20 protein-coding genes are annotated in these 20,306 nt (G+C 71.6%); 7 read left to right on the top strand and 13 right to left on the bottom strand.

Annotation, left to right across the window (positions count from 1 at the left end):
* Window positions 1-169 precede the first annotated feature (169 nt).
* On the top strand, window positions 170-2,458 hold the full coding sequence (locus tag KJK29_RS02630; RefSeq protein ID WP_215116967.1) for an ATP-binding SpoIIE family protein phosphatase: 2,289 nt from the start codon (window positions 170-172) through the stop codon (window positions 2,456-2,458).
* A gap of 27 nt (window positions 2,459-2,485) precedes the next feature.
* Here KJK29_RS02630 and KJK29_RS02625 read toward each other — a convergent pair whose 3' ends face one another.
* On the bottom strand, window positions 2,486-3,670 hold the full coding sequence (locus KJK29_RS02625; RefSeq protein WP_215116966.1) for a beta-ketoacyl-[acyl-carrier-protein] synthase family protein: 1,185 nt from the start codon (window positions 3,668-3,670) through the stop codon (window positions 2,486-2,488).
* Between the two features lie 370 nt (window positions 3,671-4,040).
* Here KJK29_RS02625 and KJK29_RS02620 point away from each other — a divergent pair, with 370 nt between their 5' ends.
* Window positions 4,041-4,538 (top strand): GNAT family N-acetyltransferase, encoded by a 498-nt coding sequence (locus KJK29_RS02620; RefSeq protein WP_251057683.1) that lies wholly within the window; start codon window positions 4,041-4,043, stop codon window positions 4,536-4,538.
* Between the two features lie 33 nt (window positions 4,539-4,571).
* Here KJK29_RS02620 and KJK29_RS02615 read toward each other — a convergent pair whose 3' ends face one another.
* Window positions 4,572-6,302, bottom strand: a complete 1,731-nt coding sequence (locus KJK29_RS02615; protein WP_215116965.1) for a SpoIIE family protein phosphatase — start codon at window positions 6,300-6,302, stop codon at window positions 4,572-4,574.
* Window positions 6,303-6,357: 55 nt separating this feature from the next.
* On the bottom strand, window positions 6,358-6,711 hold the full coding sequence (locus tag KJK29_RS02610) for an STAS domain-containing protein (RefSeq protein ID WP_215116964.1): 354 nt from the start codon (window positions 6,709-6,711) through the stop codon (window positions 6,358-6,360).
* A 109-nt stretch (window positions 6,712-6,820) separates the two neighbouring features.
* Between KJK29_RS02610 and KJK29_RS39315 the strand changes: the two genes are divergently transcribed.
* On the top strand, window positions 6,821-6,910 hold the full coding sequence (locus tag KJK29_RS39315) for a putative leader peptide (RefSeq protein ID WP_106434236.1): 90 nt from the start codon (window positions 6,821-6,823) through the stop codon (window positions 6,908-6,910).
* Window positions 6,911-7,205: 295 nt separating this feature from the next.
* Window positions 7,206-8,501, top strand: a complete 1,296-nt coding sequence (locus KJK29_RS02605; RefSeq protein WP_215116963.1) for an MFS transporter — start codon at window positions 7,206-7,208, stop codon at window positions 8,499-8,501.
* 14 nt (window positions 8,502-8,515) lie between these two features.
* Here KJK29_RS02605 and KJK29_RS02600 read toward each other — a convergent pair whose 3' ends face one another.
* The 3 genes from KJK29_RS02600 to sigJ form a co-directional block, all read right to left on the bottom strand.
* Entirely contained in the window at window positions 8,516-9,277 is a 762-nt protein-coding gene (locus KJK29_RS02600; protein WP_215116962.1) for a DUF3626 domain-containing protein, read from the bottom strand.
* Window positions 9,278-9,390: 113 nt separating this feature from the next.
* Window positions 9,391-9,891, bottom strand: a complete 501-nt coding sequence (locus KJK29_RS02595; RefSeq protein ID WP_215116961.1) for a hypothetical protein — start codon at window positions 9,889-9,891, stop codon at window positions 9,391-9,393.
* A gap of 89 nt (window positions 9,892-9,980) precedes the next feature.
* The gene (sigJ, locus tag KJK29_RS02590) at window positions 9,981-10,898 is read right to left on the bottom strand and encodes an RNA polymerase sigma factor SigJ (protein ID WP_215116960.1); all 918 of its coding nucleotides are present in this window, start codon (window positions 10,896-10,898) and stop codon (window positions 9,981-9,983) included.
* A 99-nt stretch (window positions 10,899-10,997) separates the two neighbouring features.
* On the opposite strand from sigJ, the gene KJK29_RS02585 reads away from it, so the two are divergent.
* Entirely contained in the window at window positions 10,998-11,372 is a 375-nt protein-coding gene (locus tag KJK29_RS02585; protein ID WP_215116959.1) for a hypothetical protein, read from the top strand.
* A 4-nt stretch (window positions 11,373-11,376) separates the two neighbouring features.
* Here KJK29_RS02585 and KJK29_RS02580 read toward each other — a convergent pair whose 3' ends face one another.
* From KJK29_RS02580 to KJK29_RS02570, 3 genes are all read right to left on the bottom strand, one after another.
* Window positions 11,377-12,993: an MDR family MFS transporter gene (locus tag KJK29_RS02580; protein WP_215116958.1), complete on the bottom strand. Its 1,617-nt coding sequence runs from the start codon at window positions 12,991-12,993 to the stop codon at window positions 11,377-11,379.
* Window positions 12,994-13,090: 97 nt separating this feature from the next.
* The gene (locus KJK29_RS02575) at window positions 13,091-14,299 is read right to left on the bottom strand and encodes a glycosyltransferase (RefSeq protein WP_215116957.1); all 1,209 of its coding nucleotides are present in this window, start codon (window positions 14,297-14,299) and stop codon (window positions 13,091-13,093) included.
* 82 nt (window positions 14,300-14,381) lie between these two features.
* Window positions 14,382-15,704: a UDP-glucose dehydrogenase family protein gene (locus KJK29_RS02570; protein WP_215116956.1), complete on the bottom strand. Its 1,323-nt coding sequence runs from the start codon at window positions 15,702-15,704 to the stop codon at window positions 14,382-14,384.
* Window positions 15,705-15,982: 278 nt separating this feature from the next.
* On the opposite strand from KJK29_RS02570, the gene KJK29_RS02565 reads away from it, so the two are divergent.
* Window positions 15,983-16,663, top strand: a complete 681-nt coding sequence (locus KJK29_RS02565; RefSeq protein ID WP_251057682.1) for a TetR/AcrR family transcriptional regulator — start codon at window positions 15,983-15,985, stop codon at window positions 16,661-16,663.
* 11 nt (window positions 16,664-16,674) lie between these two features.
* Here KJK29_RS02565 and KJK29_RS02560 read toward each other — a convergent pair whose 3' ends face one another.
* The 3 genes from KJK29_RS02560 to KJK29_RS02550 are packed head-to-tail and all read right to left on the bottom strand — an operon-like array spanning window position 16,675 to window position 18,865.
* Window positions 16,675-17,382 carry a B3/B4 domain-containing protein gene (locus KJK29_RS02560; RefSeq protein ID WP_215116954.1) on the bottom strand — a complete coding sequence of 236 codons (708 nt, stop codon included), beginning with the start codon at window positions 17,380-17,382 and terminating at the stop codon, window positions 16,675-16,677.
* Between the two features lie 35 nt (window positions 17,383-17,417).
* Entirely contained in the window at window positions 17,418-18,065 is a 648-nt protein-coding gene (locus KJK29_RS02555) for an FMN-binding negative transcriptional regulator (RefSeq protein ID WP_215116953.1), read from the bottom strand.
* Window positions 18,066-18,115: 50 nt separating this feature from the next.
* Window positions 18,116-18,865: an EamA family transporter gene (locus KJK29_RS02550; protein WP_215116952.1), complete on the bottom strand. Its 750-nt coding sequence runs from the start codon at window positions 18,863-18,865 to the stop codon at window positions 18,116-18,118.
* A 116-nt stretch (window positions 18,866-18,981) separates the two neighbouring features.
* On the opposite strand from KJK29_RS02550, the gene KJK29_RS02545 reads away from it, so the two are divergent.
* Window positions 18,982-19,557 (top strand): helix-turn-helix domain-containing protein, encoded by a 576-nt coding sequence (locus tag KJK29_RS02545; protein WP_215116951.1) that lies wholly within the window; start codon window positions 18,982-18,984, stop codon window positions 19,555-19,557.
* Between the two features lie 9 nt (window positions 19,558-19,566).
* On the opposite strand, the gene KJK29_RS02540 is transcribed toward KJK29_RS02545, so the two are convergent.
* Window positions 19,567-20,271, bottom strand: a complete 705-nt coding sequence (locus KJK29_RS02540; protein WP_215116950.1) for a FadR/GntR family transcriptional regulator — start codon at window positions 20,269-20,271, stop codon at window positions 19,567-19,569.
* Window positions 20,272-20,306: the final 35 nt, after the last annotated feature.

Here is a 20,306-nt window from a genome sequence, read left to right as displayed (position 1 = left end):
TGTCCCCCTCTCACTGTCCGCGCCCACCGCGCGATCCCCCGGCGCAGGCGAAGCGGCCCCGGGTGTTATTGAATGAGGTGTGCGGTCAGGAATCTCGGGGCCCTGTCGCCCGGGTTCTGGTACGGCCCCGGCGCTGTGCCGGGGTTGGCGAGCGAGCTGAGAGAGCCGCATGGACTCCACCCCCTCCCCCTCGTCCGCGTCGCCGTTCGACATGGTCAGCGGCGCTCTGGGGCAGTACATCCCACGCGGCGGGGCGGCAGCGGCCACCGGTTCTGCCGACCCGCCGGGCGACAGTGCCGCCTGCCAGCACGTACCGGCCAATCCGAACCCCGGCCGTCAGGAGCAGATCCTCGGCGCGGTCAATCTGGACCGGGATCTGAGGATCACCCGCTCCAATCTGGGCGCCCCCGTCTTCGCGGGGGTGGAGGCCCTGACCGGGAGCTCCTTCGTCGATCTTCTGCCTCCCTGGGACGTACCGACGGTCACGCGGCGGTTGCGGCAGGTCCTGGAGACCGGTGAGCCGCATGTCGCCCGGGTCCAGCGCCTGCGGCGCGGTGACGGGTCGGAGCTGGTGGTCTCGATGAGCATCCTGCCCGCCGCGCCGCCACAGGAGGGCCTGACCGTCTCCCTGATCGCCATGGCCAGGAGGCTGCACCTGTACGCCGCCGAGACCGCGATCGGCACCTCGCTGGACATCGGCGAAACCGCGCAGTCGCTGGCGGAGTCCCTGCTGGCCTGGGGAGACGTGGCCGCCATCGACCTCGACCTCGCCGTGTGGACGGGCGAGGTGGTCACCGAGCAGCCGCAGCGGCGCATCCGGCTGCGGCGGGCGGCCCTGGTGCCGGACCGGGCCTGGCCCGACGGCTATGTGACGCCGGGCGACGATCTTCCCGGCGACGCGAGTCGTCTGCTGTCCCAGGCGATCCGGCGTGACGACGCCGCGCAGGCCATCGTCATCCCCGACCGGGCGGAGATCGAGCGGGTGCTCGGCAGTCAGCGGCTGGTGCGTGCCCTGGTGCCCGGTGACCGTGCGGCGGGTGTGGCGTACATTCCGCTGGTCCTGAACGGCGCGCCGCCCGTGGTGCTGGGCGTGGCGGAGGTCTGGCGGCGGGCGGACCGCCCCTTCCACGACAGTGAGCTGCTCGACCTCCAGGAACTGGTGGCCAGGACCTCGCACCACGTGGACCTGGCCCGTCAGCACCAGCGCGAGCACACACAGGTGCTGGCGCTGCAGCGCCGGCTGCTGCCGCGGTCCGCCGGCGACACCATCGAGACCGCCAGTGTCTACCAGCCCGCCACCCCCGACAGCGCGGGCGTCGGCGGTGACTGGGTGAACAGCTTTCCGCTGCCGGACGGCCGTACCGCGCTGGTGGTCGGTGACGTCGTCGGGCACGGCCTGGGAGCCGCGGCGACCATGGGGCAGCTCAGCATGGAGGCCCGCGCGCTGCTGTCCGCGGGGCTGGCGCCCAACGAGGTGCTGGAGCACCTGGACGAGACCGTGACGCTGCTGGACGACACGGAGTCCGGGCTGGTGGCCGGGTACAGCGCCCTCGGGTCGACCTGCTGCATCGCCGTCTACGACCCGGTCAGCCATCAGGTGGCGCTGTCCAGCGCCGGACACCTCCCTCCGGTCCTGGTGCCCCCGGACGGGCCCGCCGGTTCCGTCGCGGTACGCCCGCACCCCGGGCTGGGCGCCGAGTTCGCGCTGCGGGAGCCGTTCGACGTGCACGTGTTCGCCGTACCACCGGGCTCGCTGCTCGCCCTCTACACCGACGGACTGGTGGAGGATCCCGCCCTCTCGATCGACGAGGGCATCGGCAGGCTGGCGGAGGTCGTGTCCACGGTGCACCCCTGGGACGCCCTGCCGCCGGCCGCTCGGCGCGTGGTCTCCGAGCTGGCGCCCGTGCGCCGCCGCGACGACGTGACCCTGCTCCTCGCGCGCATGATCGGCTACCGCAACGAGGACACCGCGACCTGGCGTCTGCCCGCCCGCGGCGACGCGGCCGCCCGGGCCCGCAGGCTGGTCTCCGCGCTGCTGAGGCAGTGGCGCACCAGGGACGACACCCGGGACAGTGTGCTGCTGGTGGTCAGCGAGCTGGTCGCCAACGCGGTCCGCTTCGCCGAGGGACCCGTCACCGTACGGCTGATCAGGGCCGGTCATGGGCTGCTGTGCGAGGTGGGCGACACCGGCAACGGCAGGCCGCGGCTGGGCCGGGGTGGGCTCTCCGACGACGGCGGCCGTGGCTTGCACGTCGTGCACGGACTCACCACCCGGTGGGGGGTGCGGTGGACGGACACCGGCAAGGTGGTCTGGGCATCGATCGCGTCAGCCGGATCAGCCGGATCAGCCGGGTCGGCTGGGCCAGCCGGGTCGGCTGGGCCAGCCGGGCCAGCCGGGTCAGCCGGGCCAGCCGGGTCAGCCGGGTCAGCCGGGTCAGCCGGGCCAGTCGTGAGGTGACGAGGCCGCGGGCGACGCGAGCGCGCGCTACAGCCACTCGCCTTCCAGGGCGGTCGCCGTGAGGCCCGGGGCCGCCGCGTACAGGACGGCGCGACTGCCTGGTGCCTGCCCGGCGTCGTGCGCCCTGCGCATGATGTCGAACACGGCGGCACCTCCGCGGTTGCCGCTGGTGTAGCTGTCCCGGCTGTACTCCAGCAGCCCCGACGGCCACCCGTCGGGCATCGTCTGCTCCATGTACTCCAGCACGCGTGTCCCGCCGGGGTGCGCGAGCAGGACGTCGGGGTGCCAGGAGCCGGGGTCGTCCTCGTACCGGACGCGCAGCCACTCCCACATCGCGGTGACCGTCTCCTGCACGGCGCGCGGCCCGCGGCGGTCCATCACGAAGTGGGTGCCGTCCTCCCGTGTCTCCAGGCGGTGCAGATCCTGGGTGCCGGGCAGGGTGTGGTGCCAGGCGGCGTCCAGCCGCAGCATCGACTCGGGCCTCGGGCGGCCCGTGACCACGGTGGCGACCGCGGTGTCCGCGAACAGCAACCGGACGATCAAGGACTCCAGAGTGTCGTCCGCGGGCTGGTAGGTCGTGCTCAGTGCCTCCGAGATCACGACCAGCACCACCCGGTCGGGGTCCGCGGCCACGAGATCCGCGGCCAGGGCCAGGGAACGGGTCCCGGCGACACAGGCCCACTGCGTGGCGGGGAGCAGCATCACGTCGCCCCGGAGCGGGATCTTGTTGGCCAGGGCGACGTCCAGGCCCGGCAGCGCCGGGGTGGTGGAGTGGCTGGTGATCAGGCAGTCGACGTCCGAGGTGTCCAGCCCGGCGATCTGCAGGGCCCCGCGTGCCGCCTGCTCCCCCGAGGACTGCACGGCCGCCCAGGCCGGCGCCGTGCGCTCCTGGACGGTCTGCGGCGCGGGTATCGCCTCCAGGGCGGTGATCACACGGTCCACGTCCTGTTCACTGAACCCGTCGCCGGTCAGGGCCTCCCGGGCGGGCCCGACCCCGGCGGCCGGCAGGGCGCTGCCGCCGCCGGGTGCGACGGCGCTCTCCAGCGGCAGCATCCAGCCGCGGTTCTCGATGCCCGTGCTGGCCGCGATGCTCTCGACCCGCGGCGCCCACGCGGCGTGCGGGTGCCGGTCGCGTACTTCCGAAACGATCTCGCTGGTCTTCACGGTGTGCCTGCCGTGAATCACGGCAGGCGGGCACAGGTAAGCGGCCATGGTCGGCACCTTTCTCCGGGGAGAGGAGGGGGGAGAGGGAGGAGAGGGGATGGAGGGCGAGGGGGAGCATCACGATCGCTGTGGCATGGATCACTTGGACGGGTCCGTCCAAGTCGATGAGGGCGCGCTCCACTTCGGGCTTCGGCAGCCGTTCCGAGAATGGACCCTAAAGGGATATTTGCGCTGTGATTTGGGCAACTTAGGTGGTTTTGTCATGCGTGACATGGTGCACACCGAGCGACTCGTCACAGCGCTCCGTCCGCCCGGCTGACGCGAAAACAGGTGGACACGTCCCTGGGACTCCATGACCATGCGCGCTGTGACAGACAAAGCCGAGCGCCTGACCACAGCCCCCACGAGCACGAGATCCGTGAGATTCGTCGAGCTGTCGAGCACGGCCATGGCCGCCCTGCTGAAGGACGATCTGGCTCAGGCCGGTGCCGAAGCCGGTGTTCCTCTCACCGAGTACTTCGTCACCGACAGGGCGAAGTGGGTGTGGCGATACCGGCTCAACCAGCTCGCCTCGGACCCGGGTTGCGCGGGGTGGCTCACACAGATCGTGGTGGCCGAGCCGGAGGGTGCCGTCGTGGGGTACGCCGGATTCCACGGGCCGCCGGACGAGGCGGGCATGGTGGAGCTCGGCTACTCGGTCGTCCCCCTCCACCGCCGTCAGGGCTGTGCCAGGGCGATACTGACCGCGTTGCTGCGGCGGGCCTCCGGCGAAGCCTCCGTCAGGATCGTGCGGGCGACGATCAGTCCTGACAACACCGCTTCCCTGGCCACGATCTCCGGGTTCGGCTTCGTGGAGGTCGGAGAGCAATGGGACGAGGAGGACGGCCTCGAACTCGTCTTTGAGGTTCCTGCCTGATCGAGCTTCCGCTTCCTCGGCCTGAGCGGCAGCTCATGCGCCGTGTCGTCGCGGTGCGAGCGGGGGAGTGCGCGCGGCGATGAGGGTGATGTCGTCGCGGGGGTCACCGAGGTCCCGGGCGAGTTTCGCGCACAGCTCGGGCAGCGGCAGATGGCGGTGGGTGGTGACGTGCTGGCGCAGACGGGTCATGCCCTCGTCGAGGGATTGGGCGCGCGATTCGACCAGGGCGTCGGTGTAGAGCAGGAGAGTGGCGTCGGCGGGCAGTTCGGTGTGGGTGGTGGGGCGCTCGGCGGTGGGGCGCAGTCCCAGGAGCATGGCCCGCGCTCCCGTGAGGTAGCCGACGCCGTCGGCGGTGATCAGCAGGGGAGGGGGATGGCCCGCCACGGACCAGGATGCCTGCCAGGCCCCGCTGGTGGTCCGGCGCAGCCGGGCGAGGATCGCGGTGGCGGAGTCGGCGAGGGTCAGACGGGCCTGGGCGGTGTCCAGGCGGCGCAGGATCTGACCGGGTGTCTCCTCGGGGCGGTCGACGGCCAGCGCCCGGAGCATGTTGCGCAGTTCGCTCATACGCGAGGCGGCCTGGATGTCGTGTCCGGTGACGTCTCCGATGACGAGGGCGAGGTCACCGTCGTGGAGGAGGAAGGCGTCGTACCAGTCGCCGCCGACCTCCGCCGTGTGCTGGGCCGGCTGGTAGTGGGCCGCCAGTTCGATGCCCGGGACATCGGGCAGGGCGGTGAGCAGGGCGCGCTGCAGGGCCGTCGCGATGTCGGCCTGGGCGGCGTGCAGCCGGGTGTTGTCCAGGCCCAGGCTGATGCGGCGCGCCACCTCTTCGGCCAGGGCACGGTCCGCGACGTTGAAGGGCGGGCCCGCCGGTGCGCGGGTGAGGGTCAGCGCCCCGAAGGTGGTGGCGCGCAGCCGCAGCGGAATGACGAAGGCCTCCTCGGCCTGCACCACCGCCATCAGGTCGGTCTCCTCCGGCGCGGCCGGGGCCAGGTCCGTCAGGTGCTGAGGGCCGCCTCCCTGCATGACGCGGCTGACGGCCGCGTGGTGGGCGGGGTGCCGCGGCAGCGTCTCACCCTGGTCGGACGAGGCGGCGGGCAGGATGTCGGCGATGTGATGGGCGTGGGCCGCCCGGCGGTAGCCATGTCCCTCGGCCAGGTCGATCAGGGCGGTGTCCGCGAGGCGGGGCACCAGTTGGCGTACGAGACGGTGCAGCGCTTCGTCGGTGTCCAGGGTGCTGGTCATGGCGAGCGTCAGCTCGCCGAGCCAAGTGGCCTCCGCCAGATCGTATTCGGCCTGTTCACGCATCGTCTCGCTGTGCGCGTACCGCTCGGCGCGGCGGCCCTCCCGCTCCCGCTCGGCCGTCGCGTCGTGGAACACGACCACGGCGCCCTCGCCGTGCCCGAGCGCCGCGGGCAGCGGAGCGGCGGTCCACCACACCTGAAGCGACGTGCCGTCGGCGCGCAGGAACACGGCGCGGTCGCCACTGGTCCTGCGGCCCGGCGCGCCATCCTTCGAAGTCGGCCGCTGCGTGGGTACGGCGGCGGCCCCCGCGCCCGGCGGGTGCAGGGCGCGGTGGGCGTCGACCCCGATCAGGGTGCCCGGCTCGTAGCCGAGCAACTGCTCCGCCCACGGGTTGCAGGCGAACACCCTGCCCTGGTCGTCCACGGCGTACACACCGGCTCCCACGGCCGCGAACAGCGCCGACATCAGCGTCTCGTCCACACCGATGCCCGTGATGTCACGTTCTCCCCGCCCGCTCTTCACTCGACGCATTTTGCCCGCACCCGCCCCCATCTCGGCAAGCCATGCCGACAGACCGCTACGGGCACGGGGCCTCGCATGCCGCCCGAACGCCCGGAAAGACCTCGACGGCGGTGCTCAGCCCCGTCAGCTCCAGCAGCCGGCGTACCTGATCACGCGGGGCCGCCAGACGCAGCGTCCCGCCGAGCGCCCCGGCTCGCCGCGCCCCGTACACCAGCGCACTCAGACCGGACGAATCCATGAACGGCACCTGCTCCAGATCCAGCACGATCCGGGCCCGGTCCTCGACGATCAGTGCGTCCACCGCCTCACGCAGCGCCGGGGCCAGCGCCCGGTCCACCTCGCCGGTGAGCACGACCACCGCCCACCCCCCACAGTCCTCGGAGCGTCGTACGCCGGGCAGCGGAACCATGGAGGTTCCTCCTCACTGTGGAATTCCCTCATCATCGCACCGGACAGCGGCCTCGCTTGACCGCCTGGTGGGACGGCGCACTTGAGCTCGGCGGGGTGACTCACGCACAATGCCTGGCATGACCGCTGCCGCCGACATCCTCGTGGGACGACTGCACGTAGATCTGTGCCGCCAGTCCAGCGCGACCTGTCGCGGCTGACGACCAAGAGCCCATGAGTTCCCCGGCGGCGTAGGGCCACCGGGTCGTCAGTCTCAGCGCGTCCGCGTCCCCCACAGCACCATGCGCACCGGTCGAGGCTGCGGCCATCCCCTTTTTCACGCGCCCTTTGCGTGCACCGACGCGTCCCTGGACGTCGTACGTACGTCTTCGCGTCGGCATGCCCGCACGCCGTCTCCGCACCCCCACTCGGAGCCACATGTCCGCGCATGCAACCCAGACGCCACAAGCCCAGAAGCCGGAACAAGAAGCCCCCGCTCCCTCCCGGCTGAGGACCGTGGTGCTCGCCAGTCTGCTGGGCACCACCGTTGAGTGGTACGACTTCTTCCTCTACAGCACGGCCGCCGGGCTCGTCTTCGACAAGCTGTTCTTCCCCACGTCCAACGGCACCGTCGGCACGATGCTGTCCTTCGCGACGTTCGCCGTGGGCTTCGTCGCCCGTCCCGTGGGCGGTCTGCTCTTCGGGCACATCGGAGACCGGATCGGCCGTAAACACACCCTCGCCTTCACCATGGGGCTGATGGGCGTCTCCACCGCCCTGATCGGTCTGCTGCCCACGTATCAGCAGGTCGGCATCCTCGCGCCCGCGCTGCTCCTGGTCCTGCGGGTCGCGCAGGGCGTGGCCCTGGGCGGGGAGTGGGCCGGGGCGGTGCTGCTGGCCGTGGAGTACGGCCCCGACGGCCGCAAGGGCCGGTTCGGCAGCTGCCCGCAGATCGGGCTGGCCCTCGGACTGGCCCTGGGCACCGGCGTGTTCGCGCTGCTGAGCGACGCCCTCAGCGACGAGGCGTTCCTCGCCTATGGGTGGCGGATCGCCTTCCTCGTCAGCCTGGTGCTGGTCGTGGTCGGACTGGCCGTCCGGCTGAAGATAGACGAGACACCGGCTTTCCGTGCCGTACGCCGTCTTCAGGAACTGCCGCGTTCAGCGCCGCTGGTGGAGCTGATGCGTGTGCCCGAGGCCCGTCGGCACGTCCTGCTCGGGATGCTCGCCCGGTGGGGCGAGGGGGCCGCCTTCAACACCTGGGCCGTCTTCGCCATCACCTACGCGACCGGAACGCTGAATCTGGACCGTACGCCGGTGCTGCTCGCGGTCACCGCGGCGGCGCTGGTGATGGCCGTGCTGATACCGGTGTCCGGGGCGGCGGTCGACCGGCGCGGCGCCCGCCGGGTCTACGTCACCGGCATGGCCGCGTTCTCCGTCTCGGTCTTCCCGGCGTTCTGGCTCTTCGGCACCGGCGGGACCTGGGCCTTCGCGGCGGCGCTGATCGTGACGCTCGGGGTCGTGCACGCCTGGTTCTACGGCGCCCAGGGCACCCTGTTCGCCGCGCTCTTCGCCACCCCCGTCCGGTACACGGGCATGTCCTTCGTCTACCAGGTGTCCGGCATCTTCGCCTCCGGCATCACCCCGCTGATCATGACCGCCCTGCTCGCACTCGGCTCGGGCAGTCCGTGGTGGGCCTGCGGCTATCTGGCGCTCACCGGCCTGATCAGTGTGTGGGCGACGGGCCGGCTGCGGGACGAGGACCTGCATGTCCCGACCGGCCCGAGGCCGCTGTCGAAGGCCGACGCGCTCTAGTACGCAACTGGGGTTCAGCTTCGGGCAGATGGAGTGCTGCGCCGCTGCCCGAAGCGTGCCAGACAGTGCCAGACCTTCTTGAGGTCCTGGAGGTCGTAGCGGCCGGTGCGGGCGGCGTCTCCGATGGTCTTGGGGTCGAGCCGGCCGTCGACCGCGATCTCACTTCCGAGGTCGACGTATCTCTGTCCGCGGTAGTCCGGCCGACAGCGCAGCTCGTCCACGCCGAGCCGGAAACCGGGGTGCCATTCGACCGGGCACGGCAGCCGGTGAGCTGCGGATTCGACGGCGGTGCCGCGATAGCTGGGATCCAGCACCAGCGCCTCGACGTCACGGTCGAACCTGACGGGTCCATGGATCTGTGCCTCGACATGGCTGTCCAAGGCGTCCAGGCCGTCGGATTCGGCGAGTTCGATGAGCGAGCAGTGCGCGGCGACACCGAAGTCCGTAGGCCCGGTGGAACTGTCGGGGTAGCAGAACGTGGCGCGCCCCAGGGCCTCGGCGGTGAGCCTGAAGTACGAGGAGCCGAACCGTGGCGCACCACCGACGGGATCACGCCGGTAGTTCAACGCGCCGTACACGGGGCGCTCGTCTGCGGCGGCGTCGTCGTACGTGCCTGCGAAGATACGACTCTCCCAATGCCACCGGTCCCCGCCAGGGCGGGCGGTCAGTCCGCCGTTGCTCGTGCCGGTCACGAACTGCGACCGGTAGACACCGTCCTCCGCCATCCTCGCCAGGATCGGCCGGCCTCCCGCCGCGCGGTCGGGATGAAAGTGCATCGTCACCCTCAGATCAGGGGTGAGCGGCGCGCCTGCAGACAGGGTGGAGACATGTCGCAGGGCCATTTCCTGTAGAGACACGGCGATTTCAGAACCCTCCGTGGGAACCGGCATCAGGCAGCGACCAGTGAGGCCTGGATCCGACTGATCGCCCGCAGAATCTCGTCTCGGCTGTTCGCTCGCTTGATCCATGTCGGAAGGCGGGCCAACAACGTCATCCTGGGTCCGGTGAGGTTCCGGGGTGCCCGTTCCCGAAGAGGTGCCCGGACGAAACGACGGATCAGATCGAGGTGTTCGAGGTTGTACGCCCACAACCACCCGTGCCGGGTCTCGACCTGGAGCCACAGCGGCGCACCGAAGTACGGATCCGTCGCCGACTGAGCTGTCCCGCGAGAGAGATCGATGCGTCGGCCGCTCCACTCCCGTGTCAGCCCGCAGCAACGACAGACCAGACGCCGCGGCTTGAACAGAATCCGGCCCCCGGAAACGGAGGCCTCGGGCGCTGGAACGACACGGGCGGCCTTCTCGCAAGCGGGGCACCGCACAAGGATCGAGCCGAGGAAGTCGTACTCGGTGCTGCGCGGATCCCGGAACCGGTCGGAGAGCGAGGCCATGCGGTGAGTATGCAATCGCCCCGGAGAACAGCGCACCCCAATTCCGATGCGCTCACGATTGATCTCGCCGATGCCGGCGTGGGAAGGCCCTAGTCCTCCCGCCCCCACGGCCGTAGCTTCTCCGGGTTGCGGACTGCCCAGATTCGGGTGACGCGGCCGGCGGAGATGTCGAACGCGGCTACGGTCATGATGGCGCCGGCGCGCTGGGCCACCAGGCCGGGTGCGCCGTTGACCGATCGCAAAAGGAGTTCGAGGCCGGGGGCCTTGTCGGCGATGGCGATCATGTACTGGGCGATGCGGGCGCCGCCCTCGACCGGGCGCAGGGCGGCGCCGGTCATGCCGCCGCCGTCGGCGGTCATGACGGCGGCCGGGTCGAGGAGTTCGACGAGGGCCGCGATGTCCTTGGTCTCCCATGCCTCTTTGACGTGTCGTACGACGTCGGCGCGGCCGGTCGCCGGCGGCGGGGCGTGTGCGGCGCTCACCCGGCGGCGGGCGGAGGCCGCGAGTTGCTTGCAGGCCGCGGGGGTGCGGCCGAGGACGCCGGAGATCTCGGCGAAGGGGTAGCGGAAGACGTCGTGCAGGACGAACGCCACCCGCTCGGCGGGCGTCATCGACTCCAGGACGACGAGGAAGGCCATGGACACCGACTCGTCCAGGACGATCTGGTCGGCGGGGTCCGCGGGGCCGGTGGTGTCGGCGCCGCCCGCGTGGTCCCACTCGGTGCGGTCGGGCAGCGGCTCGGGCAGCCATGCGCCGACATAGCGTTCACGGCGGGCCCGTGCCGAGCCGAGCAGGTCCAGGCAGATGCGGCTGGTGACCGTCGACAGCCAGGCGCCGGGGGACCGGATCTCCTCCCGCCGGCTTCGCGGCAGCCCGTACCAGCGTGCGTAGGCATCCTGTACGGCGTCCTCCGCCTCGGTCACCGAACCGAGCAACCGGTAGGCGACATTGATCAGTTGGCGTCGCTCGCCGGTTATCTCATTCGTTCTGCTCCCGACCGTGCCCATGGTTTCGGCCCCCTCGCCTTACCTTTCGCAGGCCCGCGTCGTCGGGCTGGTGTGACCTTATCGATCTACCGCCCGACGGCGGGAAAAGGGGACCGTGACATGGCCACTCAGGTGACGGCGACGGCGACGGCGCAGCGCACTTCCTCGTTCCTGCGGATCGCGATCGCCCTCCAGACCCTGACCATCTTCCTTCAGGCGGTCTCGGCCGGACTGCTGCTGACCTCGTCCTACGGAGCGATGCTGCACGACGTCGGATCCCGGGTGATGTACGGCGCGTCGATGCTGTACCTGCTCGCGGCGGTACTGGCGTGGAAGCCCGGCGGCGGCTCGCCCCGGCCCGTCTGGCACGCCACGGGTTTCCTCGTACTCGCCTCCGTCCAGGTCGTGGTCGGTATCGCGCACGTCCCGTCGGTCCATCTCCCCCTGGGCGTCCTGATGTTCGGTCTGAGCGTGCTGGCGCTGGCCCGGCGCTGAGCGGCTACTCGTCGGACAGCGTGAGGTCCGGGACCCGCCAGGCCGCGATCACGAAGGCGACCAAAGACACCGCGGCGCCCGTGAGGAAGACGAGGCGCATCGAGGCGACATAGCCCTCCAGGAACGGCAGGGCCGCGCTCGGGTCGAGGGCGCGCAGGAACGCGGAGTCCTCCAGGTCGACGCCGCCGTCGGCGCGAAGTACTCCCGTCAGGGCGTGCGCGTTGTCCGGCTGAGCCAGGAGGTGGCGGTACGCCGGGTCGTGGCGGGCCTCGGCCAGCCGGTCGGCGATGCTGCCGGCCGCCGTGGTGAACAGGATGGACAGGAACGCCGCGGTGCCGACCGTGCCGCCGTTGGAGCGGAAGAAGTTGACCGACGCCGTCGCCGCGCCCATGTCCGTACGGGGCACCTCGCTCTGCGCGAGCGTGGTGAGCGTCTGCATCGACGCGCCGAGCCCCGCGCCCATCAGGGCCATGCCGAGTGCCGGGTGCCACAGCGGGCTGTCCGCCCGTAGCGTGGCGAAGACGAGCATCGCCGCGGTGAACGAGCCGACACCGGCGACGAGATGGACCTTGAACCGGCCGGTCCGGGCGATCATCCGGCCCGTCAGCAGCGTCACCGCGAGGTTCGCGGCGACCGTCGGCAGGGTGGCCAGGCCCGCCGCGATGGGGCTCATGCCGCGTACGAGTTGCAGGTAGAGCGGCAGCGTCGTCATCGCGCCGAACATGCCGATGCCGACGACGAAGTGCAGTCCGACGCCCAGCCGGAAGGTCCGGATGCGGAACAGGCGCGGCGGCAGCAGCGCCGCGTCGCCCGACCGCCGCTCGACGACCAGGAACACGGCCAGGCCCGCCGCGCCGATCGCGTACATCGACAGGGCCAGGGGCGAGCCCCACCCCCAGGTGCGGCCCTGTTCCGCGACCGTCAGCAGCGGCACGATGCCCACGGCCAGGGCGAGCGCCCCGGCGTAGTCGAGCCGGTGCCGCACCCGCCGGTGCGGGAAGCGCAGCACCCGCGTGATCGTCACCGCGGCCGCGGCGGCGAGTGGCACGTTGATCAGGAAGATCCAGCGCCAGCCCGCGATGCCCAGCAGTTCGGCCCGGTCCGCGAACGCACCGCCCACCAGCGGGCCGACGATGCTGGCGCCGCCGAACACGGCCATGAAGTAGCCCTGGTAGCGGCCCCTCTCCCGAGGCGAGGTGATGTCGGCGACGATCGTCATCGCCAGCGACATCAGCCCGCCGCCACCGAGCCCCTGAACGGCGCGGAACGCCGCGAGTTCATAGATCGACGTGGCACAGCCGCACAGCAGCGAGCCGACGGTGAACAGGGCGATCGCGGCGAGGTAGACGGGCCTGCGGCCGTGGATGTCGGAGAGCTTGCCGTACAGCGGTGTCGCGAGGGTGGCGGTGATGAGATACGCGGTCGTCACCCACGCCTGGGCCGTCAGTCCGTGCAGGTCGTCGGCGATGGTCCGCAGCGCGGACGAGACCACCGTCTGGTCCAGCGCCCCCAGGAACATGCCGAGGACCAGCCCGGACATGACGGTGGTGATCTGGCGGTGACTGAGCCGCGGGGGTATGTCCCCGGACGCGCCCTGTTCTTGGGTGTCGGAGAAGGTCACGTGTCGTCCTTGGGTGGGGGCAGGCGGGTACGGCTCGCTCGCGGGCAGGGGCCGCCCCGGGAGATCCGGAGCGGCCCGTACCCGGGGGACCGGACGGCTAGCCGGCGATCTTCTCCAGGTCACCGACCGCCTGGTCGACCTCGGGCAGCGTCAGCATCGCGAGCTGGGCCGTCCGGGCCCGCGCCCGGGGCCCGGGATCGGCGAGGAGCCCCCGGCACGCGTCGGCGATACCGGACGCGGTGCGGTCCGTGAGGTGACGGCCGAGCCCCAGCTCCGCCACCCGGTCCGCGTTGGCGGGCTGGTCCCCGAAGTGCGGCAGCACCGCCAGCGGCGTGCCGGTGCGCATGGCCTCGCGGATGCTGTTGAAGCCGCCGTGGGTGACGAACAGGTCGACCGACTCCAGCAGCAGCGGCTGCGGCACCCGGTCGGCGACATGGACGTGCCCGGGGAGCCCCTCGGTGTCCACCGGAATCCCGGACGTCGACACGACCACCGTGCAGTCGTCCAGCTCGGCCGCCGCCCCCACGATCGCGTCCAGGCTCTCGGTGGGGTCCGGCAACTGCACGGGCAGAGGCGTGCCCCGGCCCGCCATGCGCTCCCGCATCACCGGCAGGGCGGTGCCGATCGCCGCGTACACCAGCGGCCGGTCCGTGGGCAGCCGGGCGAGCCACTCCGGCAGCACGGCGCCCCGCTCGACGTCCACCGTCTGCCGGTAGGCCCACGCCTCGTGCAGATGCCGGGCGAAGGAGAATCCGGACGGCACGTAGTCGACGCGGCCCTGCGGAACGAGGGACAGCGGGTCGTCCCGCCCGGGCAGCCCCAGTTCCTCGCGCCGCTCGTTGAGCTGAGGCAGCACCTCGGCGGGGTCCAGGATGTTGCTGAACCCCGAAGGCGTCGGCAACTGCGGTACGCCCAGCAGCTCGGCGGTCAGCACCGCGCCCATGTCCATGCCGTCGCGCAGGATCACATCCGGCCGGAAGTCCCGGGCGAGGGGGAGCAGGATGTCCAGGTGCGGCTTGACTCCCGGCCCCGCCAGGTGCCGCATCAGCAGGCGGGTCAGCGCGGCCGTCGGATCCGTGAGGCCGGTGTTCTCCTGGAGGTCGGCGAGGTACGGGCCCATCGCGGCGAGCGGATCGAACTCCGGCAGAGCGGCGTCCACTTGGACATCGTCGTCACGGAAGACGGGGGCGAGGGCTTCGGTGGTGACCACCAGCACCCGGTGCCCGGCCTTGGAGAGGGCGCGCAGCAGCGGCAGTTGAGCCCGTCCGTGGGAAGGACTGCCGAGCGTGGTGCACAGAACCCGCATGGGGTGAGCCTTTCTCTTCGGGATTCTTCTTCGGCGACACAGAGGAGAGGGCAGAGGGGGTACGGGCCGCCCCGCCCGGGTGTCATGCCACCCGCGTCGGCGCGTCGGCGCGCCCGATGCCCTGCCAGCTCAGTCCGGCCCGCGCGAGCCGGTCCGGGTCCAGCAGGTTGCGGAAGTCGTGCACCTCGTGGCCGGCCATGCGCGCGGCGATCGCCGCCCAGTCGAGGTCGCGCAGCTCCGGCCACTCGGTGAGGACGAGACAGGCCGCCGCCCCCTCCGCCGCCCGCACCGGGTCGTCGACGAGCTCGACCAGATCGCTCAGGTCCGGCCGCTCCTCACGCAACGCCGGGTCGTACGCCGTGAGTTCGGCACCCCGCTCCCGCAGCAGCCGGGCGACGGAGAGCGCGGGGGAGTCGCGCAGGTCGGAGGTGCCGGCCTTGAAGGTCAGGCCGTACAGGGCGAGCCGTACGCCGTGCAGCGAACCGTCCTCGGCGCGCCCGCACGCGGCGGCGACCCGGTCGACGAGCTGCCGCTGGTGGGCGACGTTGGTCTCGATGGTGGCGCGCAGCAGCGGAAAGTCGACCCCGGCCAGATCGCACACGGTGAGCAGGGCGTGGGTGTCCTTGGGCAGACAGGAACCGCCCCAGCCGGGCCCGGGCCGCAGGAACGCGGAGCCGATGCGCGGGTCCCGCCCTATGCCCTCGGTGACATCGGCGATGTCCGCCCCGAAGCGTTCGCAGACGGTGGCGAGGTTGTTGGCGAAGGACAGCTTCATCGCGAGGAAGAAGTTCGCCGCGTACTTGGTCAGTTCGGCGCTGGCGGCGTCGGTGAGCACCAGCGGCGCGTCCAGTGCGGCGTACAGGTCGGCCACTTGCCGTGCGGCGTCCCGGTCGGCGGAGCCGATGACGATGCGGTCGGGGTGCAGGAAGTCCTGGACGGCGCGGCCCTCGCGCAGGAACTCCGGGTTGCTCACCACGGCCACGTCGTCCCGGCCGAGCAGCGCGGCCACCCGCTCGCACGTACCGACGGGCACCGTCGACTTGTTGACGACGACACAGCCGGGCGGCAGGACGTCGCGGATCTGCGCGGCCACGGCCTCCACGGCGGCGAGATCGGCCGCGCCGCCCGCACCCATGGGCGTGGGCAGGCACAGGAACACCACCTCCGCCTCGGCGACGGCGGCGGCGGTGTCGCCCGTGAAGTCGAGCCGGTCCGCGTCCAGGGCGTCCCGGACGGTCTCGGGCAGGCCGGGCTCCAGGATGTCCACCTGGGCCTCGCGCAGCCGCTCGACCTTGTGCGGGTCGGCGTCCGCGCACACCACCACGTGCCCGAGAGAGGCCAGACAGGCGCCGGTTGTCAGTCCGACGTAGCCGGTTCCGATGACGGCGACGCGTCGAGCAGGCACAGAGAATCACCTTTTCCGGTCGAGGAGGGTGCCCGCGTGCGACGGCTTCGGGGTGCGCGCCGTCGTGTCCCGCGGGCGGACCTGGAAGGGCCGACTCCGTCGTACGGCCCGGACACAGCGAGGACTCAAGTCACCAATCGTTGACCTGAGTCAGGTATGTCATGGGGCGAGAACGCAAGTCAACGATTGATGACATCGGTCGGTGACTTTGAGACAGCCGCCGCAGACTGGAACATGGGCGGATGGCCGAGGGGCCGTGGACCACGGAGGTGCGGTACGTGACCGGAGCACACAAGGGCGAGACGTCGAGGGCGGAGGCCTGCCGGCCCGCCCACAAACGCTCGGCGTCGGGGACGCGTACCGCGCTGCGGGCCGCCGCGGCCTTCCGCTTCGGCAAGTACGGCTACGAGGGCACCAGCGTGCGCGACATCGCGGGCGACGTCGGTGTGGACGCGGCGCTCGTCTACCGCTACTTCGGCTCGAAAGAAGCGCTGTTCAACGACGTGTCGGGTACGGGCAAGATATTCGAACCGCTGCTGTCCGAGCCGGTCGAGGCGATACCCGACTGGTTCTGCGCGCTGCTCATGGGCCCCCCGAGGGAGGGCGACTTCCCGCACCCGGTGCTGTCCGTGCTGCGCTCCTCCGGCCGGGACGAGGCGGTGGCACGCCTACGGGCGGACTTCACGGAGGTGTTCTCCCAGCGCCTGGCCGCCCGGCTCGGCGGCCCCGACGCGGATCTGCGGGCGGAACTCCTGGCGGCCTGGATGCTCGGCACCAGCCTGATGCGATCGGAGATCCGCCCTCCCGCCCTGGCCGCGGCGCCGGACGCCACGCTGGAGCGCTATCTGCGGGCGGGCATCGAGGTGTTGTTGGGCCCGGCGCCGGGGGAGAGCGAGGAGACGGCCGGAGCCGAGGGTGAAGGGCACTGCGTCTGCGGCAACCGACCCGACGCGGGCTGAGTCGGGGGACCTCAGACGGTGACCCGGGGCCGGGCCGGGGTGAGGTAGGACCCGGCGGTCCGGGTGGCGTGCGGGGCGAGCAGGTCGAGCAGTTGGTCGGCTGCGAGCTTGAGGAGATGGCCGTCGCGCTCGGCGTGGAGGGTTTCCAGGATGAAGGCGACGCGGGTGGAGTCCTCGGTGACGCGGGTGCGGTGGGCGTCGCGGTGGTTCCAGTGCCGCGTCAGGACCCCGGCGGCGTCCGCGTAGACGATCTCGCCGGGCTTGGGGTGCTCGACGGTGCCGGGTTCGCCGAGCGGGGTGAAGGACTCGGTGCCGTCCGCGTGGTGGATGCTGACGTCACCCGTGACCTGGTCCAGGTCGAAGGCGCCCGCGGGCAGCCCCTGGCGGACCGAGACGGCGTTGTAGGAGTCGACCGCCGGATTGATACGCGGCAGCGTTCCCTTCTTCGCCAGGCGACGGCCGAGTGCGTCCACGCTGGGGCGGATACGGCGGGGGTTGGTGCCGAAGGAGCGGTAGGCCGTGTGCCAGGCCTCGATACGCGGGTCGCTCTCGTCGGCCGGGTGCCAGGTGCCGGCGGCGACCTGCTGCTCCAACTCCTCCAGGACCGCACCGGTCTGGGGCCAGGGCTCGTGCCCGCGCAGGCCGGTTGCGGTGACCAGGGCGATGAGGGTGTCGGGGAAGGCGGTCGCGACGGCGGGGGAGAGGTGGAAGGAGGTCATGGGCGGGCTTCCGTTTCCTGCGTAGGGGGGCGGGGTCAGGGCTTCCAGGTGCCGACGTGGTCCAGACGGCGGCGCTGCTGCCGTGCGGCGGGCAGATCGAGGCCTTGGGCGCGTGTCGTGAGGTGGTCGGCGACGGCGGTGCGGTGCTCGGCGGGCTTGTGGTCGTCGTACTTGAACTTGGCGACCACGTCGCTGACGTCCAGGCGCAGGCCGCGGATGCCGGGGAGCATCCGGCCGTAGGGCGGCCGGTCGACGGCGACGGGGGCGTGGTCGCCGTCCGGCTGGAAGTGGGCCAGCTGGCGGCGCAGCAGCTCGGCCTTGGCCTCGGGGTCGTCGACGATCCGGGCGCGGCAGGTGAACTGGACGGCGGTGTAGTAACTGGTGGGGACGCCGTCGGTGGGCGGGGTGTTGGGCCCGGCGCGCCAGGGGCCGGGGACGAAGGCGTAGTCGCCGAGGACGGTGAACAGGACGTTCGGATCGTGCTCGATCGCCTTCCACACCGGGTTGGGCCGGGCGAGGTGGATCAGGAGACAGGAGCCGTCGACGGTGAAGTGGGTGGGCACTGCGGCGGGCGGGTGGCCGGGCAGGCCGTTGACGCTCAGCTGCCCGAAGTCGTGTCCCTCGGCGATCCAGCGCTGCCATTCGGCCGCGTCGAGGGCGGCGTCCCAGGGCTGAGTGAACATGGTGGTCTCCTAGCGTCGTCGGCCGGTTGTGTGGGGGACTTCGGGGCCGTTCAAGTCAGCGCGAGGAGGCTGACGGCGACGGCGGCGGTGCCCAGGCCCACGAGCTGGCCGCGGTGGACGCGCTCGGCGAGCAGGAACAGCAGGTTCGCCACCGAGTCGAGCACACCGGCGCACGCGGACATCGCGTACGCGGGACGCTCCGGGCCCAGCCTGCGGTACAGCACTCCCGCCGCGGCCAGGGTGACGCCCGAGGACACCGCCCGGCCGACGATCAACGGGGCCACCCCGCTGTCGGACGGCGCCCGGTGCAGGAAGATCAGCTGGAGGGCGATGGTGGCGCCGGCGCCGAAGGCCAGCAGCAGCGCCGTACGTGAGGGGCACGCCGCCCCGGCGCCGTGTCCGGCGCTGACCAGGACGACCGTGACCAGAGCGAGCGGTAGGCCCACCAGTCCGGCGACGGCTAGGTGTTCACCCTGCAGCAGGCCCACCCCGACGGGCAGTGCGGCGGACACCAGTGCGGTGACGGGCGACAGCACATTCATGGGGCCGATCGCCAGCGTGCGGTAGAGCAGGACGAACGCGGCGGCCGAGGCGACCCCGGACGCGGCGCCCCAGCCGAGGGCGCCGACGCCGAACGAGGCGCCGAGCACCGGCCACAGCAGCAGTTCGACCACCAGAGAGGCCGGAGCCGCGATCATCACGGTACGCAGCACATGGGCCTTGCGGGCTCCGAGGCCGCCGAGGAAGTCGGCGCAGCCATAGGCGAGTGAGCTGCCCAGGGCCAGCAGCAGAGCGATCACAGCACATCCCTTACCATTCAGTGGAACGACCAGACCGTACAACGCAACGACCGGCCGATGTCAACCGAACGACCGAACGGTGCATTGGAATGTTCGACGGTCAGGAGGGAGATCAGATGGTCGAGACAGCCGCGGCCCTGCGGACGGTCGCGCACAACGTCCGCGCGGCACGCACCCGGGCCGGCCTGTCCCTGGAGGAACTCGGCCGCCGGGCCCAGGTGAGCAAGGGTGCTCTGGTCGCCCTGGAGAAGGCGCAGGGCAACCCCAATCTGGCCACCCTGGTCCGACTGGCCGACACCCTCGGCATCTCCGTGTCCGCCCTGATGCAGGGGTCGCCCGAAGGCCGTGTCGTCCGTGTCGTGGCCGCGGACGCCGTGGCGCCCTTGTGGACCGGCGAGCGGGGCAGCGAGGCCCGGCTCATGCTGACGACCTCGGGCCCGGCCCCCGTCGAGGTCTGGCGCTGGCGCCTGGAGCCGGACGAGGAGTACCCCAGCCATCCCCACCAGGCGGGGGTCGTGGAAACCGTCAGCGTCACCGCGGGCCGTATGACCCTGATCGTCGACGGCACGGAACACATCCTGGAAGCCGGGCAGACCGCCACGTTCGACGGCGACGCCTCGCACACCTACCGCGGCTCCGGCATGGAACCCTGCGACCTGATCATGACGGTCCACCTGCCGCCCGCGCCCTGAACCGCCGCCTCAGTTCAGCAGAGCCGCGCCCGAGCCCAGGTGCTCCCGCAGCCACTGCTCCGTGCTGCTCACATGAAGCAGCGCCGCCGCCTGACTGAGGGCGGCGTCACGCGCGGCCAGGGCCTTGAAGATCGCCTCGTGCTCGGCGAGGGTCCGGCCCGCGGCCCGGGTGTCGACCAGGCCGCGCCAGACACGGGCACGCAGGGTGCGGCCTGAGATGCCCTCCAGCAGCGCGAGGAGACTCTCGTTGCCCGTGGCCGAGACGACGGCGCGATGGAAGGCGGCGTCGTGGGCGTTGAGCCGTTCGACATCGTCACGCGCCTCGCGCATGGCGTCCAAGTGCCGCTCCACCTCGGCCAGTTGGGCGTCGGAGATCCGGGTGGCGGCCAGCGCCGTGGCGACCGGTTCGAGGAGCCGCCGTACCTCCATGAGGTCCTGAAGCGCGGCCGAGTCGCCCTGCAGCAGCTCCACCGCACCGCCGAGCCCTCCGAGCAGCAGGCTCGGCTGCAGGCTGGTCACATAGGTGCCGTCGCCCCGCCGGACCTCCAGCACCCGCGCGACGGCCAGCGCCTTGACGGCTTCGCGCGCCAGATTGCGGGACAGGCCCAACTGGGCGGCCAGGTCCGCCTCCGGAGGGAGCTTCGAACCGGGAGGCAGGGCGCCGGTCCTGATCAGCTCGCGGATCTGCTCGATGGCCTTGTCCGTGAGAGACATCGCGAACTCCTCACCAGCCGGATAGTGCCGGGAAA

The sequence above is a fragment of the Streptomyces koelreuteriae genome, assembly GCF_018604545.1.
Classification (GTDB): domain Bacteria; phylum Actinomycetota; class Actinomycetes; order Streptomycetales; family Streptomycetaceae; genus Streptomyces; species Streptomyces koelreuteriae.
This window is presented reverse-complemented; position numbering and strand designations above follow the sequence as displayed.

Bases quoted from the DNA above. Each gene is read 5' to 3' on its own strand.
- KJK29_RS02560 (WP_215116954.1), bottom strand. From the start codon at position 17,382: ATGACCTCCTTCCACCTCTCCCCCGCCGTCGCGACCGCCTTCCCCGAC.
- sigJ (WP_215116960.1), bottom strand. From the start codon at position 10,898: ATGGGCACGGTCGGGAGCAGAACGAATGAGATAACCGGCGAGCGACGC.
- KJK29_RS02555 (WP_215116953.1), bottom strand. From the start codon at position 18,065: ATGTTCACTCAGCCCTGGGACGCCGCCCTCGACGCGGCCGAATGGCAG.
- KJK29_RS02595 (WP_215116961.1), bottom strand. From the start codon at position 9,891: ATGGCCTCGCTCTCCGACCGGTTCCGGGATCCGCGCAGCACCGAGTAC.
- KJK29_RS39315 (WP_106434236.1), top strand. From the start codon at position 6,821: ATGCCTGGCATGACCGCTGCCGCCGACATCCTCGTGGGACGACTGCAC.
- KJK29_RS02540 (WP_215116950.1), bottom strand. From the start codon at position 20,271: ATGTCTCTCACGGACAAGGCCATCGAGCAGATCCGCGAGCTGATCAGG.
- KJK29_RS02600 (WP_215116962.1), bottom strand. From the start codon at position 9,277: ATGCACTTTCATCCCGACCGCGCGGCGGGAGGCCGGCCGATCCTGGCG.
- KJK29_RS02545 (WP_215116951.1), top strand. From the start codon at position 18,982: ATGGTCGAGACAGCCGCGGCCCTGCGGACGGTCGCGCACAACGTCCGC.
- KJK29_RS02610 (WP_215116964.1), bottom strand. From the start codon at position 6,711: ATGGTTCCGCTGCCCGGCGTACGACGCTCCGAGGACTGTGGGGGGTGG.
- KJK29_RS02585 (WP_215116959.1), top strand. From the start codon at position 10,998: ATGGCCACTCAGGTGACGGCGACGGCGACGGCGCAGCGCACTTCCTCG.
- KJK29_RS02630 (WP_215116967.1), top strand. From the start codon at position 170: ATGGACTCCACCCCCTCCCCCTCGTCCGCGTCGCCGTTCGACATGGTC.
- KJK29_RS02575 (WP_215116957.1), bottom strand. From the start codon at position 14,299: ATGCGGGTTCTGTGCACCACGCTCGGCAGTCCTTCCCACGGACGGGCT.
- KJK29_RS02625 (WP_215116966.1), bottom strand. From the start codon at position 3,670: ATGGCCGCTTACCTGTGCCCGCCTGCCGTGATTCACGGCAGGCACACC.